This is a genomic window from Flagellimonas sp. 2504JD4-2, assembly GCF_053642935.1.
On record NZ_JBSIOV010000003.1, the window covers coordinates 619,002 to 639,266 of the forward strand.

General features: G+C 38.9%; 14 protein-coding genes and 1 pseudogene. 3 read left to right on the top strand and 12 right to left on the bottom strand.

Features of this window, described 5'->3' with window-relative positions; genetic code table 11:
• Positions 1-10: 10 nt before the first annotated feature.
• The 8 genes and pseudogenes from ACULLH_RS14115 to ACULLH_RS14150 form a co-directional block, all read right to left on the bottom strand.
• On the bottom strand, positions 11-1,192 hold the full coding sequence (locus ACULLH_RS14115; RefSeq protein WP_454089399.1) for an O-antigen ligase family protein: 1,182 nt from the start codon (positions 1,190-1,192) through the stop codon (positions 11-13).
• Between the two features lie 5 nt (positions 1,193-1,197).
• The gene (locus ACULLH_RS14120; protein ID WP_454089400.1) at positions 1,198-2,355 is read right to left on the bottom strand and encodes a glycosyltransferase; all 1,158 of its coding nucleotides are present in this window, start codon (positions 2,353-2,355) and stop codon (positions 1,198-1,200) included.
• Between the two features lie 126 nt (positions 2,356-2,481).
• Positions 2,482-2,656, bottom strand: a pseudogene (locus tag ACULLH_RS14125) (DapH/DapD/GlmU-related protein); the annotation flags it as partial.
• A gap of 462 nt (positions 2,657-3,118) precedes the next feature.
• The gene (gene asnB / locus ACULLH_RS14130; RefSeq protein WP_454089401.1) at positions 3,119-4,972 is read right to left on the bottom strand and encodes an asparagine synthase (glutamine-hydrolyzing); all 1,854 of its coding nucleotides are present in this window, start codon (positions 4,970-4,972) and stop codon (positions 3,119-3,121) included.
• Positions 4,973-5,096: 124 nt separating this feature from the next.
• On the bottom strand, positions 5,097-6,422 hold the full coding sequence (locus ACULLH_RS14135; RefSeq protein WP_454089402.1) for a flippase: 1,326 nt from the start codon (positions 6,420-6,422) through the stop codon (positions 5,097-5,099).
• Between the two features lie 39 nt (positions 6,423-6,461).
• Complete coding sequence (locus ACULLH_RS14140; RefSeq protein ID WP_454089403.1) at positions 6,462-7,562, bottom strand: GDP-L-fucose synthase family protein; 1,101 nt, start codon at positions 7,560-7,562, stop codon at positions 6,462-6,464.
• A gap of 6 nt (positions 7,563-7,568) precedes the next feature.
• Positions 7,569-8,684: a GDP-mannose 4,6-dehydratase gene (gene gmd / locus ACULLH_RS14145; RefSeq protein WP_454089404.1), complete on the bottom strand. Its 1,116-nt coding sequence runs from the start codon at positions 8,682-8,684 to the stop codon at positions 7,569-7,571.
• Positions 8,685-8,911: 227 nt separating this feature from the next.
• Positions 8,912-10,966: a hypothetical protein gene (locus tag ACULLH_RS14150; protein WP_454089405.1), complete on the bottom strand. Its 2,055-nt coding sequence runs from the start codon at positions 10,964-10,966 to the stop codon at positions 8,912-8,914.
• A 327-nt stretch (positions 10,967-11,293) separates the two neighbouring features.
• Between ACULLH_RS14150 and ACULLH_RS14155 the strand changes: the two genes are divergently transcribed.
• On the top strand, positions 11,294-11,920 hold the full coding sequence (locus tag ACULLH_RS14155; RefSeq protein WP_454089406.1) for a sugar transferase: 627 nt from the start codon (positions 11,294-11,296) through the stop codon (positions 11,918-11,920).
• A 23-nt stretch (positions 11,921-11,943) separates the two neighbouring features.
• Here ACULLH_RS14155 and ACULLH_RS14160 read toward each other — a convergent pair whose 3' ends face one another.
• Together ACULLH_RS14160 and ACULLH_RS14165 are read right to left on the bottom strand one after the other, a co-directional pair.
• A complete protein-coding gene (locus ACULLH_RS14160) occupies positions 11,944-13,329 on the bottom strand; it encodes a CoF synthetase (RefSeq protein WP_454089407.1) in 1,386 nt (461 codons plus the stop codon).
• A gap of 40 nt (positions 13,330-13,369) precedes the next feature.
• A complete protein-coding gene (locus tag ACULLH_RS14165; RefSeq protein WP_454089408.1) occupies positions 13,370-13,750 on the bottom strand; it encodes a hypothetical protein in 381 nt (126 codons plus the stop codon).
• A 224-nt stretch (positions 13,751-13,974) separates the two neighbouring features.
• On the opposite strand from ACULLH_RS14165, the gene ACULLH_RS14170 reads away from it, so the two are divergent.
• Positions 13,975-16,179 (top strand): TonB-dependent receptor, encoded by a 2,205-nt coding sequence (locus ACULLH_RS14170; RefSeq protein WP_454089409.1) that lies wholly within the window; start codon positions 13,975-13,977, stop codon positions 16,177-16,179.
• Positions 16,180-16,188: 9 nt separating this feature from the next.
• Positions 16,189-16,551, top strand: coding sequence for a heavy-metal-associated domain-containing protein (locus ACULLH_RS14175; RefSeq protein WP_454089410.1), 363 nt, complete (start codon positions 16,189-16,191; stop codon positions 16,549-16,551).
• 57 nt (positions 16,552-16,608) lie between these two features.
• Here ACULLH_RS14175 and ACULLH_RS14180 read toward each other — a convergent pair whose 3' ends face one another.
• Entirely contained in the window at positions 16,609-17,979 is a 1,371-nt protein-coding gene (locus ACULLH_RS14180; RefSeq protein ID WP_454089411.1) for a tyrosinase family protein, read from the bottom strand.
• 84 nt (positions 17,980-18,063) lie between these two features.
• Positions 18,064-20,172 (bottom strand): fibronectin type III domain-containing protein, encoded by a 2,109-nt coding sequence (locus ACULLH_RS14185; RefSeq protein ID WP_454089412.1) that lies wholly within the window; start codon positions 20,170-20,172, stop codon positions 18,064-18,066.
• Between the last annotated feature and the right edge of the window lie 93 nt (positions 20,173-20,265).

Consider the following 20,265-nt stretch of genomic DNA (forward strand, 5'->3'; position numbering starts at 1 on the left):
TTGGATGATACTATCCAATTACGGGATAATCGGTATTATATTTTTTCACTACCCCAATGAAAAAGCAGAAAAATGCAAATAAATCAAACATTCCCTCCATTATAGGTTCCACTGAGAAGACCATACAAAATGCAAAAACAAATACTAAGATAAGGTTGTTGAGCGCATAAACGGTCTTATTTTTATTAATTGCTTTACGAACCAGAATAAAAGAATTTGTAGTAAAGGCTATCAATACAAAAAAAGGAATAAAGCCTCCTATTCGAAGTACGTCGAACCATAAATTGTGTGCATGCCCAAATTCGGCCTCGCTCCAGCCCAGTGGTTTTTTAAAAAGGTTTTCCAAAGACATAAACCACCGTTCGGTTCTACCCCCTCCCGAAGCCAAATCTGCTGACCCATTATCCTCCATTCTTCCTGCAAATGCAGATAACCAGTCCTGGTCTAAATCAAAATTCACAGAACTGATCACGTAAAAAACGATCAGTCCAAATAATGCGAACATGAATAGATTTCTACGAAACGACTGCCTTGGCATTACATAAAACAAGGAAATCAAAAGTGTTATAAGGCAAATACTCAATTGTGTTCTACTTCCAATTCTAAGTACACAGGCTATAGCAATCACATATATTACCAACAGTAGAATTTTCATCAAAAAAGGTAACTTTTTGATCCTTGGAATAAGAAGAGCTGGTATTGCCATGACAAATGTGAAATAGGCCCCCATAATGGTAGCCGGAATAATCTGTCCAGTCCAGTAGTTCGGCAGATTTCTATCGACTACATTATATCCACTTTGAAGAATATCCGTAAATACCGAAAGTATAGCAGATATAGAGAAAACGCTTCCCGCTATTAACAAAAGAAGTACCAAAGAGTCACTTGTATGACTGATTCTTTCAGCAAAAAGTTTTCCAAGAAGATAAAAGGTACATGGCGCAATTGCGTACACTATAATGTATTGGTTACCAGCCTTGGGCTCAAACATAAAAAATGCCGCATAAGTCAGGGAAAACAGTAATAATACCATAAGGTTCCTGTCCAAATTGTTGAACCAAAAATCACGCTGAAGCAGCATAAGTCCAGCCAACAAATAGGAAATATAAATACCTAGTCCGTATGGGTTCACCAGATAGATAAAAAACAGCGCCACAAAAGGTAAACCTATATTTCGAATTTCCTTTAGCACCAGTTTTATCTTTTAAATAGTTTTTTCAGAACGCGTCCATATCGTGCTTTGGACATTGTCCAATACAGTTTTTTTACCGTCTTGAATGGAATTTGTTTGAAGTTATATATGACTTTCCTTTCAAAAACGAGCTTATTTGGGTTTTTTGTCGGTACCATGGTATCATAAAGAAAAAGTTCCGTACCGCCTATGTCTCTAAATATGTTGTCCTCATGAGGTTTCAATGACTTACCAAATGATTTTACAATTTCAAAATCCAGCACCTTTGAGGTTAGGACATATCTTTTTGCCCCGTGGGGTTTGTATCCGAACAAATCCGTACTTAATTCAGTTTCGTCAATATTCAGAACTTTATGGAGTACTGTACTTTCGTAATATGCATCATAAATCGCAGAAGCTTCTTTTATCCGTGAAAACTTATACTCCCGATCTGGACCATAGTCCAAAGGCACTTGATAAATTGTACTGTCGTTCCCGACATGTGTTCCGGCATCACTAAAATTAGTGGTCAATGATATCTTTGGGTATAGAAAATACCTGTTATTTTCAATGAGATAGGCAATGTTATATTTGAGCCATGATTTGGATGACCAACTTCTCACATAAGCAGGAATATCAGGATTCGAACCTATATCAGGGTTTTGATCATACCATTTTGCAAATCCACTCCATTGCTCCTTGGTCCAAGCTTGTCCCCAGGAAGATGCAAATTGAAAATACCAATTGTCGTAACCATCTTCCAAAGCTGAGAAGTTATCCCTGCTATGAACATTGAGCTGGTGATTGTACAATGAAATTCCTCCTATGAAGGAATCCGAAGATGAAAATCTCAGTGCTTGTTCTGTAAACAGGTAAAAATTTGGAGAAACGAACAAATCGTCTTCCAATACTATCACGGCTCCATATTCCAAGCTAAGTCCTCCGCATTTTAGAATATGTTTACGTAGCCCCAAATTCGATTCCTGATAAATCACCTTCTTTGTTCCAAACTTCCAATCAAATTGATTGGCCAGTTCCAATACTTTTTGATTGTCATCCCCCCTATCGATACTAATGATCAACTCTATATCACCATTGGGATATCTCGCATCGGCAATAGATTTTAGCAATCGCTTCAAAGACCTTGGTCTATTGTAGGCTACCACAACAATGGGAATTTTCATCTTATTGCTCACTGGATTTCAAATGTTGTACAAAGTCTTTTATATTTCTGAATTTGGCGGCATTGTCTTGAATCCACTCTTCAGGTTTATCCCACCACTTAAACTTTAAAAGGAAATCGATCTCTTCCGCTTCAAAACGCTTTTTGATTTCCTTGGCGGGTACTCCCCCCACAATAGAATAAGGTTCAACATCTTTTGTAACCAATGCATTGGCTGCCACAATGGCCCCATCACCTATTTTAACCCCATCCATCAAGGAAACGTTGGCGCCTATCCATACATCATTCCCTATGGTTATGCTGTAACCATTTTCATGAGGTTCCGGAAATTCCTCAAATAGTTGTTTATCTGTATATGCAAATCCACTTGGAGTCCTGACCGCAAAAAAGGAAGGGTGCGTGGAAACAAAAGTGTTTGAAGGGTGCTTACCAAAAATACAATTTACCCTAGGTCCAATGGAACAATATCTACCGATACTGGCTTTAGCCAATTTAGCTCCCTCGGCGATGTAGGAAGCAAACCCTATTTTTGAGGATACAATAGCACTATTTTTACCAAAACCGTTTTTTCCCTCACATTGCACTGAATAACCAATGAATGCATTTTTTTGATAGGTGATTCCCTTGGTCCTTTTTAAGTGAATCCTTCTAAAAAAAATAGCTGCTCTTGATAATATCGAGCTTGAAAGCACCCATTTTTTTAATGTTTTGGTCATGAATCAGGTTTTTGACAATATGCATCCCAAATAAAAAAGTCAAGGATGTTATACTGCAACAGTATTTGTATTCAGTACCGCTTTGCCCCAAATGTAGGGAGATAAATCTGACCAGCATTTTTGCGCCGCAGTAAAGTTGTGATTTTCTTTGTTGACTATCGCCGTAATTTTGGAACGTAATTGCTCAGGGTCGGAAACCAATTCTGACTGCAAAAAAGAATTGGAGTTTACCAGATCCATAAACCACTCGGACAAATCGTTTTGCATCCAATCCACAATCGGGGAACTAAATCCAATCTTTGATTTCCTCCAAGTTACCTCTTTGGGTAAGTAAGGATCCAAAGCATCGCGTACAATCCTTTTGGTATATCCGTTTCCAATTTTACTCGAATAAGGTAAAGAATTTACGAAGCTTACAATTCGGTGATCCATGAATGGCATTCTTATTTCCACACTATTGATCATGGCGTATCGATCATAATTTCTTAAAAGTGTGGGCAAAATATTTTCATGGAACATGGCATACAGATATTGGGCATGGTTATCCAATTTTCCAAAATTGACATGAGAATTGTCGGCCGATGGCATTTTTTTTCCTAGAACTTTTTTACCGAGCTTTTTGGTCATATAGTCTGTATACAATTTAAAGTTCCCTACTCTATCATATTGAACCTTATTTTCATTGACCGAACCTTGGTAAATATTTAAAATATCCTTTGTGTTCTTTGCATTAAACTTTGCATCCCACAGACTTTCCAGGGTTCCCCGTTGGTAACCACTCAAGAGTTCATCGGCACCATGTCCATCCAACGTTACTGTTGTGCCATTCTCCTTTACGGCTCCATATAACATAATCATGGGTAAAGGAGAAGTAATATATAAATCCTCAAAAAGATAGAAATACTGTTCTAGTTTGTCCCAATGCTTCAAGGGATCAATATCAACAAAGGTGGCACCAATACCCAAATGGTCGGTTACCATTTTAGCATAATGGGACTCATCTAAGGGCGTTCCTGGAAATGAAGCAACGAATGCATGTTGCCAATCATCGGAATAACTATTGTTGTTTTTTGCCAAATTAGCCATTGCTCCAATAGTAGCACTACTGTCCAACCCACCGCTGAGTGCTGTTCCAATAGTCACATCAGAACGCATTCTTAGCTTACAAGAATCCATGAACAGCTCCCTAAAACGCTCTACCTGTTCTTCATAGGTTTTGGGAACTTCAACCAGGTGATCCAGAGTATTCCAATACCTATCCAACTTTAGTTTCCCGTTTTTGAAGTGTCCGTTATAACCGGCAGGAAATCTCTTAATTCCTTTAATTAGGCACTTTTCTGTGGCTTCGTAGAAAAAAATGTTCTTTTTCATCCAGTGGAAGTCGTCCGAAACTTCCAATCTATCCATGAAGGGAAAAATTGCCTTCATTTCGGAAGCAAAGACAAATTTGCCGTTTATTTCAGCATAAAACAACGGTTTTTTACCATAGCGATCTCGGGACATGAACAAGCTTCTTTCCTCCGCGTCCCAAATTGCCATGGCCCACATACCATTAAATTTTAGAACACTCTTTTCTCCCCACTGTATATATGCTTTTAGTAAAACCTCGGTATCGGAAGAGGACTTGAAGCTATGTCCCAAGGCTTCCAATTCCTTTTGGATTTCTATAAAATTGTATATCTCTCCATTGAAAATAATGGCGTACCGCCTACTTTCATGGAACATGGGTTGATGCCCATTTTCGGAAAGGTCCAAAATGGACAATCTACGATGCCCCAAAGAAACCTCATCAGAAATATTCTCTATCCCAAAACTGTCCGGACCTCTATGGGTCAAGGTGTCCAAAGCATGTTTAAACCGATTGAATTCTGTCGAAGGTACCGTTCCTAGAATACCACACATATCTTTTAGTTTGTTTACTGAAATTCTTTTCTTCTAATCAAATTGCATGGAAACTGTTCCATGACCATATGGGCCAATGTTAAAACTCCTTTTGCATTTAAAAATTGTTCCATAAATTCCTTTTCTACAGCAACTTTCTTTCTTTAAATACCTGAACAAAAAATAATGCTCGTATCATCATAAAGAAGGAGTTTCTGGTTTTTGTAAAAAATACCGGTGCTAGTACTGAAGCTATAAATTGAGAAATAAATGTTGCATACGCGGCTCCGATTATTCCATATTTAGGTATCAATATTATATTTAAGACAACATTGGTCACCATACCGAAGCCCAAACATATAATGTTGTATTTCTGGAAATTTTCACTAATAAACCATTTTTGATTGGCCACCCCCAAGAACACAAAGACACTTCCCAAAATATGTATATTCAACACTGCGGCAGATTGATCAAATGCCGATCCATATAGAAAATTAATCATCCAGTCGCTAAAAACCAAAACGGGTAAAATTATAACCACACCTAAGACAACCATAAGATTATACAGTCGTTGCAACCGGGCCATATACAACTCTTGATTTCTCAACTTAGCGTTGATGATCGCCGGAAACAAGGAACTACAAATTATGGTTGGAATAAAATACCATGCTTCGCTTAATCGCACTGCAGCGGAATATTGACCTACGGCACTATTACTCATAAACTCCTTGATCATTACCTGATCAATCTTCATATAAATGGAGATAATTATACCGCTTAAGATTAGAGGCCAAGCATCCCTCAATAAGTTTTTGGAGACCTTCCAAGAAAAATGCCATGCAAACACTGAATTTCCAGATCTCAGGTAGAACCATATCTGACCGGTTACAATGAAAATCACATCAAACGCCAATACATAAACAAAGTAAATTAAGGAATAGTTACCAAGTATTAGGTAGATTTTTATCAAAGCCGACACCATTACCCCTGTCAGTCCAGAAATTGCATAGTACTTTCCCTTTACTACGCTATGAAAGTATGAGTTTATAACATTAAAACTGTTAATAAAAGTCAACAGCCCCAATATGATTATAATTTTATTTGTCAAAGGGTCATTATCGTTGAGCAAAATACTGATTACCAGAATCAACATTATAAAAGAAGACCCCAGTGTCTGCAACCCAAATGAAGACCCCAGCAAGATATTTTTATCGTTTTGGGATTTTACCAACTCTCTTACAACTATATCCTTTAGACCCAACGATGAAAATGCAGCGAAAATGCCCACAAAACTTCGGGCATAGCTAAGAACCCCAAATTGATCTGGGCCTAGATACCGGGTAACCCAAACACCAATACTAAGAGCCAAAAGAAGACGTACCACCTTTTCGGCCATAAGCCAAGAGGTGTTTTTTAAGTATTTGGCGAAACCGGAATTGTTTCTTAGATAGTTTGAAATTTTAGTAATCAATAGTCTGGTACAAGGGTGAAAGAATTTGTTTTAACACTACTAGCATTCTACGGTTTGACCAAGGTAAAATTGATACATTGTGGCTACACCTTTATTGATATCCATATCATGTTTCCATCCCAAACCGTGGAGTTTGGTCACATCTGTCCGCTTTACCATGGTCCCATCCGGTTTATTGGTGTTGAATCTAAAATTTCCTTCAAAGCCAATGTGTTCTTTAATCAATGTGGCTAAATCAGCTATGGAAATATCCACGCCGGTTCCTATATTGATATGGGTGTTTCTTACTTCTTTTTGCCCCTCTTGATAGGTATCCTCAAAATTTCGGTTCTCCATAATGAAGACGCAAGCCTCCGCCATGTCCTCGGACCATAAAAATTCCCTCATGGGTTTTCCTGTCCCCCAGATTTCAACAGAAACTTCCCCCGATTCATTCTGTGTCATTCCATACTTATTCAAAATGGAAAGTTTTTCATCATGGGTATTTGCGCCTGAAATTCCTTCTATAGGAAGTTGGTCCAGATCTCTATCTATTGCGTCCCAATCATCATTCTCCAAAGCCTTTCCTAGATGAACTTTTCGCATCAAAGCCGGAAGCACGTGGGACTTTTCCAAATCAAAATTATCGTTGGGCCCATATAAATTTGTAGGCATTACCGAAATAAAGTTCGTCCCGTACTGAAGATTATAGTTTTCACATAGTTTGATCCCTGCAATTTTTGCAATGGCATAAGGTTCATTGGTATATTCCAAAATGTCGGTAAGTAAATAATCTTCTCGCATAGGCTGCGGACAGTTCTTAGGGTAGATACAGGTACTTCCCAAAAACAACAACTTCTTAACGCCATGCAGATAACTCTGGTGAATTACGTTATTCTGAATCATCAGGTTGGCATAGATAAAATCGGCTCTATAGGTATTGTTTGCTACAATTCCACCTACCTTGGCTGCGGCAAGGAATACGAATTCTGGTTTTTCCCTTTCAAAAAAGCCTGCTACCTCCACTGAATTGGTCAAATCCAATTCTGCATGCGTTCTTGTAACTAAATTGTTATACCCTCTTGATTTCAAGGATTTTACCAGGGCGCTTCCTACCAAACCCCTATGTCCTGCCACGTAAATTTTAGCATCCCTTGTCATCCCCTTTTATTCAAAATAATTTAGAATACGATAACCTCCATCTTTAAGGTATTGCTCCTTTTGCATGAGCTTAACATCACTCTGCATCATATCTTTAATCAGTCCTTGAAGATCATATTCAGGAATCCAACCCAATTTGGTTTTTGCTTTGGTAGGGTCTCCAATTAACAAATCCACTTCTGTTGGTCTAAAATATTTCGGGTCCACAGCAAGCACTTCTTTCCCAATTTCTACCTGGAATTCAGGATTGTTACAAGCTTTCACATAAGCTTTTTCTTCTACTCCTTTACCTTTAAAATCCAACTCAATACCAACTTCCTTAAAACTCATCCTGACAAAATCTCTTACCGTAGTGGTTTTTCCTGTGGCAATGACCCAATCCTCTGGCTCATCGGCCTGTAAAATCATCCACATCATCCGTACATAATCTTTGGCATGGCCCCAGTCCCTTTGCGCATCTAAATTTCCAAGGAAGAATTTATCTTGAAGGCCCAGTGCAATACGAGAAGTAGCTCTTGTAATCTTTCGAGTAACAAAAGTTTCTCCTCTGACCGGAGATTCATGGTTGAATAAAATTCCGTTACATGCGTACATATTATAGGCTTCTCTATAATTAACAGTGATCCAATACGCGTACATCTTTGCCACTGCATATGGACTTCTAGGGTAGAAAGGTGTAGTTTCGCTTTGAGGAACCTCCTGTACCTTACCGTATAGTTCTGAGGTTGACGCTTGGTAAATACGTGTTTTCTCACCCAATCCCAAGAGACGAACTGCATCCAATATTCTCAAAGTACCCAATCCGTCAGCATTTCCAGTGTATTCGGGTGTTTCGAAACTTACATGCACGTGGCTCATCGCAGCTAGATTGTAAATTTCATCAGGTTGTACTTCCTGAATTATTCGAATCAAATTGGTACTATCGGTCATATCTCCATAATGCAAGATAAAATTCCGATTCTCTACGTGGGGATCTTGGTACAGGTGATCAATTCGGTCTGTATTAAAAAGGGAAGAGCGACGTTTTATGCCGTGTACCTCATATCCTTTTTTCAACAAAAATTCACTTAAGTAGGCTCCATCTTGCCCGGTTACCCCGGTAATCAATGCTTTTTTTGTCACGGTTTTTGGATTTTTGTCACAAAGATGAACATTAAGCAGGAGATAACAAGTGATATTGTACGAAATGCATTTTTTTTAGATAGGCTGCATATTTTATTCTGTTATCCCATACTTTACCAATATCCTTAAATGAGAGTGGAGGACATATGTCCTCCACCCTTAATAAGTTTCCTTCCATCCTTTAGTTGAAATTCAACTTAATTTCATTAAAGAAATATTACCATATTCTACTTTACCGATATTGGATTGCCGTTACTATCTGTGCTATTCACGACTCTAACAGATTGTGTACCTGATACCTCTATTGCTCCTGCGCCGACATCTCCAGAAAGACTGCAATCCTGCACTAAATTCGAGCTATCGAAATTTCCTTGCATATACCCAAACGGTCTATTTACACCTGAATTGGTGTAGACTATATCTACATTATCTAGTGTACAATTCACAATATTTGCCCCAAGGCTTGAAATAGCCCCGTTAAAAATATTGCTGGAACTGCTAATGTTGACATTAATCGTTGAATTAGACATATTTACATATCCATATGAACCGCTGGTCGCGCTAAATCTTAATGCGGACTGATGCTGCCCCCAACTATCACTAGTGTCCGGTGTATAATTAAAAGTATTATTATCTATGGTTATAGGTTGATTGTTTACTGGTGCATATCGTTGCAATACCTGAACTCCACAATTAATGAATTCGTTGTTTTTAATTGATATATCCTTCAACTTTCCATCATATGTTGAGGTACCTGAACCCAACCTAATTCCAGCATAGTTTTCTACATTAGCATGCTCTATGACATTTTCACTAACATCTGCCCCGTCAACCTCAGAAAGTGATAAAAAGTGATAGTGTGCCGAATCAGAAGTTGATTTTAAGATATTTCTCTTAAAAACAATATCTTTTATCATATAACCGCTGCTTATACTGAAAAAATCAACCATTGTTCCCATTTGCTGCGCAGCAGAAAACATTGAATCTGGTATTTCTTCAAAATAACTATCAGTTACACTAACATTGGAAACATTGGCTTTAATGGCCCTTCTTGAGCAGTATCTGTAATCTTCTCTTTCTAATATAAATCTACTCTCATTATTAAGGTTACTACCTCCAGACTTGTTAATCATGTACAATGCCTCAGCATCATCTCCGATTATATTGGATACTTTATTGTCTTTATGGATTACGGTAAAAGGATTGGAATGATTAATTTCATATACACCATAGGACCATCCTTTTGACACTCCAGCCGGGGAATTGTTGTAATTCCCATCTCCTTGAGCTATAATGTCCTTAATTACTATGTTCGAAAATTCTCCGTATGTAAAGCCTTTACTAACAGGTCGTAAATTTATTTGGAAAGCCTTAGCTCTTACTGTGGTAGGGGAATAGTAATCATGTATGTACAAATCCCTAAAAACATAATGTTCTTGTCCATCCAAATACATTAATCTTCCGTAACTCCTCGTTCCATCAAATTCTCCATTATAAATGGTAGGGCTAATATTGACCCAGTGAAAAACAAAATCAACAGAAACTTTGAAATTATCAAAATTCGCTGCGCTCGTTGTTTTTACAACCGATCCATTCATGTTCCAATTGAATTTTCCAGTTCTTCTATAATAAGATGGCTTATTCTTGATATAGGAACCATCTTTAGATCCTGCAGCCAATAAACAGTTGTCGACCATGGCATCTATGGCATCGTTATCATCGCCACTGTCTCCAGATGTTGCACCAAAAAGCTCGGGACTTATCCTTGAGTTTTCATAAAGTTCACTAAAGGTAACAGAAGAACCAAAAGCCTGTTTGTAAGTGTTTTCGATAAACGCTCCGTTAACATTTATATTAGATCCTGTAATTACTCCACCAGCTGGTTCAATAGTCTGATTTGCTGCAAACGTACAGCCATTACAATCGAATGATTCCGTAATGATGGCCTTGTGATCTGCCCTCGCTGGATCGGTTATTTCTGCAGAAGAAGACGGATAGTATGTCCCTACAATCTTATTAGAGTTGGTGGGGTCAGTTGGATCAACAGGAGGTTCTGGATCAGTAGGATCATCTGGAGTTTCTGGGTCATCAGGGTCCTCCGGAGTTTCTGGATCGGTCTCACCATCCGGATCTTCATCAGATACCTCATCGGTTTCTTCAATTTCTTCTTCCTGTTCTATGATAGATTCATAAAAAAGGTCATTATCTTTGGCGCACGATGATAAGGCGTAGGTAAATGTGGCCAATAATAGCATAATCAGTAGGGTGCGATTCAATTTCATAGTTATGAGGTGATTTCGGGGTTTAAAAATAATACATGTTCAAAGTTAAATCGTCCAAAATCAAAAATATTCGACGAAATACACACTCAATACGGAATTGCAAAAAATTTGGATTTCAGAATAATAAATTTATCGATGAAATACAGTAAATTTTAACATCGCTTAACACTTGCAGGCAAAATCGGTCGATTTTTTGGTGTTGGAACCTTATTTTGATTGCCAAGTGCATTTTATAGCTATCCTTGCTTGCAAATATCTCAATGTTAAAACAATAAAATCACTAGAATTTCTTTCTATAACAAAAAAAGCTAAATACGAAAGATTTATATGTACCGACTTTTCTTTAAAAGACTTTTGGATCTTGTTTTAGCCATTATAGGCTTTATTCTTTTATTTCCCGTGTTTACGATTGTTTGGGCAATACTGTTGTTTGTAAACAATGGAAAACCTTTTTTCTTGCAACCACGGCCCGGTAAAAACGAAAAGGTCTTTTCCATTTTAAAATTCAAGAGCATGACGGATAAAAAGGGGCCGGATGGAAAATTGCTTCCTGATGAGCTAAGAGTCACCAAATTTGGAACTTTTATTCGTAAGACAAGTCTTGATGAGATTCCCCAGTTATTGAGTATTATAAAAGGGGACATGAGCTTGATTGGTCCAAGACCGCTTCGTGTTAGATATCTGCCCTACTACACCAAAGAAGAACAAATAAGGCATACGGTTAGACCGGGTGTAACGGGTCTCGCCCAAATCTCTGGAAGAAATAATTTGGATTGGGACACTAGGCTTCAAAAGGATATCGAGTATGTAAATAACCTTTCTTTTGCTTTGGACGTGAAAATCTTGTTCAAGACTTTTCTAAAAGTACTTTCAAGCCAGGATGTTGCCCTGGATTCAGAATCTGGAATGCCTGATTTTGATGTCCTTAGACAGAACCAAGCCGCCAGCAAATAGTTCAAATGGTTAAGGTCAGCTTGCTAGGTGGATATTAAAAAATCCATACTATCTTCCTTTTTTTCAGATTTCTGCCGTAAATCATTTTGAACCTGCGGTGTTTTATTCACTACCAATTTCCGCTTTCCTGAAGGAAGCAATGGAATATCTTTTACGTACTGAATTGTCAATTGGGCATCGTCACCAAAGTATTCCAAATACTGGTCTCTAAGAGCGTCTTCATCCCTTGGGTCCAGTTTTTCCAATACTTTCAACTTAATTACATATATCCCGCTGTCTTCTTGTACAAATTGAAATTGTTGAATTCCCTTATACTGCAGGATATGATGAATTATGTGGGACGAAATATACTCACCCTTTGTATTGGTAAACATATCCATTTTTCTTCCATCCACTTTGGTGAAAACCAAGTTGCCACTATCTGTATCTTCTTTCATCACACCAACATCTCCGGTGTCATAACGGATCAATGGCATGGAGTAATTAAACAAATCTGTAATTACAATTCTTCCGACTTCGCCTGGATTTGCTGGTCTATCATGGTTCAAATCCAATATCTCAACATGGTAACTTGCACTGTTTATTTCGAAATGCCCTTCGTCACCATTAAGTGGCTGCTGAGACAGTATCCCATTTTCACTGTTGGAATACCTCGACACCACTTCAACATTGAAGTATTTTCCAATTTTTTCCTTTACTTCCGGGCCAAGCGCCTCCGCCACCGCAATTACCGAACTTGTCCTGCAATCCAACGGTCCGTTCCTATGTTGGTCCAAATATTTGCAAATGGAATCCAAAGCCGATGTATAGGCCAGGATATTTATTTTGGATTTACCCTGCTCAAACTCCTCCACAAGTTTGGCAATACTGGTCTCACTTAAATCATCTACGGACTGCGCTCGCATATTTTGCAAGAAGGATTTAATTCTTCCCAATTTATATTGTCTGTCCCATAACCTTAAATAGTACAGTTTGGCACCAATTTTAAAACCTGCCCGCTCAGCAAAGAATATGGTATCAGCGGTATTTCTATCCCGTTTGTTCTTATCATGGAATATTTTAAATGGTTTTCCCGTAGAACCACTGGTCAAAACTTGATGATTGTACTTATTGATGTAAGGCTGGCTTCTAAGAAGTTCAAACTTTTCCCTTACTATTTGCTTGTTAATCAGAGGAAAGTAATCCAGTTCAGCCTCTTTTGCAGAAATATCAAAGTAAAATGGTACTGTTGTAACCGCATGCTCAAGTACTTTGGCCAAATTTTGTTGTCTTATCCGTTTGGCCTTTTCCGTTTTCGGATTGTTCTGAATGTACCTTATTTCTTTATAGTGTCGTCCAATACTTCCACCCTTACACCAATCGAGAATCCAAAACGTCATCCTTCTCAGCTGTTCCAATAGTTTAACCATACCTAAAGTTTTCTTGGGGGAAAATTTGTTCTCAAATATTTTAATTATCATCAGTTTTATTCAAACTGACATAGATCAACTTGTTGTTTACACTGTCAATTGTATAGGTATAATGACCCGGGCCATCCTCAGGAATAACAACATACCGCCCATAATTGAACCCATTGTTCATACAATAGATCAACGGATCGTGTTTCAGGGAATCATACCTTAACTCTTTGTATTCCGAGGTGTCCATCTGCTGCAAATCCGGGAACTTCATGGAAAACAATGAGACATTGGTAAATCCTTTGTCACTATTGTTCACAATCCTAATTTTAATCACATCCTTCTCTTGCCCCTGAACAGCATTACAATTCCGTGATGTTCCCACTAGGATTGCAATAAAAACTCCAAATAACAAGCCTACAAATGCCTTCATTTTTTAATAAAGAACAGGAACACTAACCTATACAGGATAAAATTACGCTAAAGAGCTTCCGTCCATTTTTAAATCTGTTAAAAATCAAAAAAAATCTATGAACTACATACCATTGTTAAAGTTAGTGGGAATAAATGGAAATAAGCTTTTAAAAGCATAGCTTTAAACCCTAATTGTGCTTGCTTTTTCTGATGAGGACAACTTTTCTTCTTCTCTTTTTAATTTTGATTGGAACCTGTGCAAATGCTCAAATTCAGGTTAAGGGAAAAGTCTTGGAATACAGGAGTGAAAAGGACAATATTCCGCTACCGGAAGCGAACGTATATTATGTAGAAAGTACAGTGGGTACCACTACCGATGCTTCTGGTAATTTTTCAATACCCTTTCGGTCAGATCTGAAGCAGTTGGTCATTAGTTCTGTAGGTTTCCGACCAGACACCATCTTGGTAAATAGGCCTAACTTAGGGAACATTCTTCTGTACCCAATTGTTGAGCTCGAAGAGATTGTTTTAGAAAAAAGGGTTGCTCCTTTGCAAAAGTCATTATTCAATGTCCAAAATGTGGTTACCGTTGATAGCCGGGAAATGCTTAAAGCTGCGTGCTGTAACCTGTCGGAAAGTTTTGAAACAAATCCATCGGTGGATGTCAACATCTCGGATGCCGTACTCGGCGCGAAACAGATCCAGATGTTGGGACTCAATAGTCCATATTTGATGTTCACCCAGGAAAATATGCCATCCATACGTGGAGCTTCCCAAATTTTTGGGCTATCATTTATCCCGGGGTCCTGGATTGAAGGGATTCAGATTACAAAGGGAGCTGGAAGTGTGCTCAACGGTTTTGAAAGTATTTCGGGACATATCAACAGTGAGCTGGTCAAACCACTTACCGATAAACGCTTTTTCTTAAACATGTACGCCAACAATTATGAGCGCTACGAGTTTAATAGCCGTTTTAACCAAAACCTTTCCGATGAGTTGGGCGTGGGTCTATACATTCATGCCAACCTAAGGAACGGCTCCATCGATAACAATGGGGATTCATTTTTGGATACACCTTTGGCCAAGCAAATCAACTTCATGAATCGTTGGCAATACATGAACCCGGAAAATGGCTGGGTGGGCTATGCCAACATTCAATACTTATCAGATAACAAAGAATTGGGGCAATTGGATTTTAATCCAGATACTGATAGGCTCACAACTAACACCTGGGGTAGTGAAATCAACACTTCTAGATTGGACCTGTCCTCCAAATTAGGTTATGTCTTTCCAGATTTACCCTATCAAAGTTTTGGTTTTCAAACTGCTTACAGTAATCATTCCCAAGATTCCTACTATGGGTTAAATCAGTACGATATTGACCACAATTCTTTCTATACCAATTTTATTTTTAATAGCATAATTGGAAGTACACAACACAAATTCAAGACTGGAATAAGTGTCACCTATGACAATTATGACGAATTGGTGAATACCGATACTTATCAGCGGAAAGACACTTCTACCGGTGCTTTTTTTGAATATACTTTTGACAATCTGGAAGGTTTGAGCTTCGTGGCGGGACTACGGGCTGATACTCATAACAATTTAGGAAACTTCTTGACCCCAAGGTTCCATTTGAGATATTCTTTATGGGACAAAGCAAGCTTTAGGGCCTCTTTTGGAAGAGGGAAACGAGGAACCAACATCTTCGCAGAGAATCAGCAGTTGTTTGCATCTTCTAGGCAAATTGTGATTAACGGCAGTAATGGGAATTACTATGGATTAAATCCGGAGAAGGCATGGAACTATGGGTTGAGCTTCATACAAAAACTATATCTGTGGGATAGGGTCATGGACTTTTCCATAGACTTTTATAGAACACAGTTTACAGATCAGGTTATCGTTGATTGGGAAAATCCAAGGGAAGTAAGTTTTTATAATCTTGAAGGAAAAAGTTTTTCAAATAGTCTTCAAATCGATTTAAACTATGAGATGCTGCAGGATTTTCATCTGAGGGCTACCTACAAATACTTCAATGTGGAAACGGATTATGAAAGTGGTAGATTGGATAAGCCTCTACAACCGTCATATAGATTTTTCATCAACTTAAACTACGAGACCTTAATGGACTCTTATGGCCAATGGCGATTTGATTTCACGGCCAATTGGCTAGGCAGACAGCGATTGCCAAATACAAGTGACAATCCTTTAGAGTTTCAGTTGGGGAGCCACTCCCCTTCCTACGTTTTGATTAATGCCCAGGTTACCAAGGCATTTTCCAAAAAATTTGAGGTGTATCTTGGCGGGGAAAATATTAATAATTTCACACAAAATTCACCCATAATTGCACCAAATGACCCATTTGGCACCTATTTTGACAGTGTTATACTATATGGTCCTGTCTTGGAAAGTGCCTACTATTTAGGGTTCAGGTATAAAATTTAAATTCAATCTATGAAAAAAACTGTTCTCTTGTTATTTGTCCTTTTAGGATTGAACCTTGGACACAGTCAAGAAAAAAACAAATCCGTTTCCTTTGAGGTCAAGGGAAATTGTTGGATGTGTAAAAACCGAATAGAAAAAACGGCAATCAAAATGAAGGGAGTGAAATTTGCCTCCTGGGATTCAGAAAGTAAAGAATTCAAAGCCATCATAGATGAACGCAAATGCTCCGTGTCCGACGTACAGGAAAAAATAGCATTGATTGGTCATGATACCGGTGAATTTATCGCGCCTGAGGATGTTTATCAAAACTTACCTGCTTGTTGCAAGTACAGGGATCCCGAAAGTTCCCATATGGACCACGGAAAACATTAGATATCAAATAAAAAAGCCCCGATAACGGGGCTTTATTTTTTTATATAGAAGTCTTGACTACATTTTGATTACTCTTTTCGCAATAAGGAGTTTGCCATTGCCATCACTTACGCGAATTACATAAAAGCCAGATGACAGTCCGTATAAGTTTTTAATGACCAATGAATCGGTATTTTGAAAGGACTCTTCCCTGATTTTCATTCCCATCATGTTGAACACCTCAATGATGCAATCTGTACGTTTGCTTAAATTGATAGTGATCTTTTCCGTAAAAGGATTTGGATGGGCCGTAATTATAACTGGCTTTTCGTTGACCAATGGATCAGTCTCTTCCCAAACGATAGGTTCAAACAGCTTTTCCGAGTAAGGATACGGTTTTACAATCCGGACAGGTCCAGACTTACCTGTACCTCCATTTTGAGTGTCAATAAGTGCTTCGAAAGTTGATCCAGGAACTGCTTCAAAACCTGGTTGTAAATTTATTTCATTCACAGACTCAAATCTTGCAACCGTTCCATTGGGTACCAAAAAGTTACTGCCTGCCTGTATATTAAATTGATAATAGAAAACCTCTTCTGGGTTATAAGTATTGCTCACAATGTAATTGTCCAACTCTGCCAGTCCATTTTCCGCATAGAAAACACCCAAAGATCTTGTATCGGTAATATCATTTGGATCAACTAAAGGCAGTGTCTGTCCGTCAAAAACATATGTGCCATCATAGCGTAACATTGAAGTTGCTATATAAGCTGAATTTTGATGGATTTCTTCCCAGTCATCCCAAATTTTATCCACATGGGTATGGTGAAAATAAAAAACAGGATCCCTTGGAGACAATGGCGTGGGCATAGCACCTCCCACCCAAACGTGCGCCCCACGATGAACTGCCTGTCGTTCCAGTCTGTTGGAAAAGGTGAAGAAGTTTGTCTCGGTTAATAAATCCGCAATGTCGGCTGGGGTAGGCATTGGACCGTTGCCTCCTAAATTTCGGTTTAGTGACCAGTCATCATCAAAAGGCCCCAGAAGATCAGCTGCCCATAAAGGTCCTGTAGTACTTTGATCTACCGCGGAATTCCAATAGACCAAACTAATTTCTGGGTTAATATCTTGTACGGCCTGTTCCATTTCAAACATTTGTCGCCTATGCCAAGCTAGAAAGATTTCTCGTTCCTGTTCATCTTGCAAATTAAAGTGTAAATCAGGTTGAGTGGGATCGGCAGCATTATCAAAATTGAAAAACTGCGCGTGAAAATCTGACAAGTCGTTGAATAGATCAGGCCCTGTTCGCAATTGATAAAATGCGCTGACCAATTCAGCCTTTTCATAATCCGTCATCTCCGTAAAGTTCTTTCGGATACTTTGGCCAAATGTCGACTGAAAGACCAGAATACTTAAGATAAGGGTGATAATAGCATAATTTTTTCCCATATGACGGAAGCTGATGTTTTTAACATGTGAGGTTTTCTTGAAAGACATAGGTCGAAATTCCAACTTTTAATTAGTGATAATTAACTAGTTCCCAGTTTTGTTATCAAGTTGTTTTTCTACTTTTTCCAATCTACTCAAGATTCCCTTGATATCTTCGTTCTCTTTCTTCAAACGCTGGATTTCTTCTTCTTGCTTCAACAAATAAAGCGTCAACTCTTCAATTTTTCGCAGCAACTTAGCATCCATAGTGCCCAAATCAATCCCTTCTTCTGCAACCACCTTGGCACTGGGGATATTTGGTAAGTGTCCGTTTTCTTTAATGAATTCCCGTACTTGATCCAATTGCATTAGATCATAGTCCTTCAAGAACACAAAATCTGGCCAGTTGCCCTGCAACTCCACTTTAACTCCTTCAGCAATTACATTACCTGCTACGGCTAGTCTATAGCCCTGTGTATCTGTAGTACCAATTCCAACATTTCTGTCAGCAAACAAGTCTCTTGCAGTCCAGTCGACCGTTGTCATGTTGGAGTTTTCGGACGTATAGTCCACAACACCCCCACCCGAATTGGTGAGAACCGTTTCTGTGTTACTAACGGGTGATGTGTTACCAGCAGCATCCTCAGCAAATACTGTAAAGTCATAGCTTGTACTGGGCGTTAACCCTGTTACATTAAAAGTTGTATTCACTCCAGAATTTCCAATGCTTACCGCATCTTGGAAAATCTCATAATTGGTAACTCCAATATTATCTGTAGATGCAGTCCAACTCAAGCTCGTTGTTGTAGACGTTGTATTGGACGAAGTTAAGTCCGTAACCGCTGTAGGAGCTTCGTTATCAGGAACAAACGGCGTGTTTACCGTTTCCGTATTACTTACATTGGAAGTGTTTCCTGCCGCATCTTCGGCAAAGACGGTAAAATCGTAGCTTGTGCTAGGTGACAGCCCAGTAACGTTAAAAGCTGTGGTTGTCCCTGTATTTGCAACACTTATTCCATCTTGGAACACCTCATAGTTGGTCACCCCAACATTGTCCGTTGAAGCACTCCATGAGAGGTCAGTGGTGGTAGCCGTAGTATTTGCAGATGCCAAATCGGTTATGGCGCTGGGAGCTTCGGTATCTGGAGCAGCTGTTGTAACAACAGTTTCCGTGTTACTTACAAGTGAAGTATTTCCAGCAGCATCTTCAGCAAAAACTGTGAAGTCATAACTTGTTTCTGCCGTGAGTCCTGTTACATTAAAATTGGTGGTGACACCTGTATTTGCAATACTTATTCCATCTTGGAACACCTCATAGTTGGTCACCCCAACATTGTCCGTGGAAGCACTCCATGAAAGGTCCGTAGTGGTATCGGTAGTGTTGGCCGAACTCAAATCAACTATGGCACTAGGGGCCTGAGCGTCCGCCAAGGTATTTACAGTCTCTGTATTGCTCACCGTTGAAGTGTTTCCTGCGGCATCTTCAGCAACAACGGTAAAATCGTAGCTCGTATTTGGTGTAAGTCCTAATACAATAAAGTTTGTGTTAACACCTGAATTTCCAATACTGATCCCATCCTGGAATATTTCATAATTGGTAACGCCCACATTGTCTGTTGAAGCACTCCATGACAAATCCGTTGTGCTTTCTGTCGTATTGGAGGAACTCAAGTCGGTTACTGCGGTTGGTGCCTCCGTATCACTTCCATCAGCCGTAATTGAGACGCTATCAACAATTACCGTATTTCCGGCAACAAATCTTTGACTAAAAGGACTGGTATATAGTCTTATTATTGGGTTAGTGCCTGTAGCTGTGACATTGAATACATACTCAACCCAATCCGTACCCAGAATAGTAGTAGTGGCAAATCCCTGCATACCGACCCAGTTGGCAAATGCCGGGTTGCCCGTGGTAGATACCATAGGTCCCTGTTTGGCCCATATGCTTATCGTATAGTCCACTCCAACGGTCGCGTTGAAAGTATATTCCAAAGTTCTTCCATTGTTAGCCGTAGATTCCACCCTAATGGCGAAATTACCTGTTTGCGCCTCGGTATTGTCAGAAGTCACCACTCCTAAACCTGTCCAACCAGTTGTGGCATCTGCTTCATTTTCAATTGACGCTGCATTGGCTTGCGAGTGCAAATTTTGTGATGTAGCGGTTAATGTTCCTAAACCTAAAAGAAAGGAATACAAGAGTAATTTCTTTACCATCGAAAACTGGTTTTATGGTTGAATAAAAGGGAGAACAACACAAAAGTATAGTACCTATTATAGAATCGATTATTTTCATTTAAAATATCGATG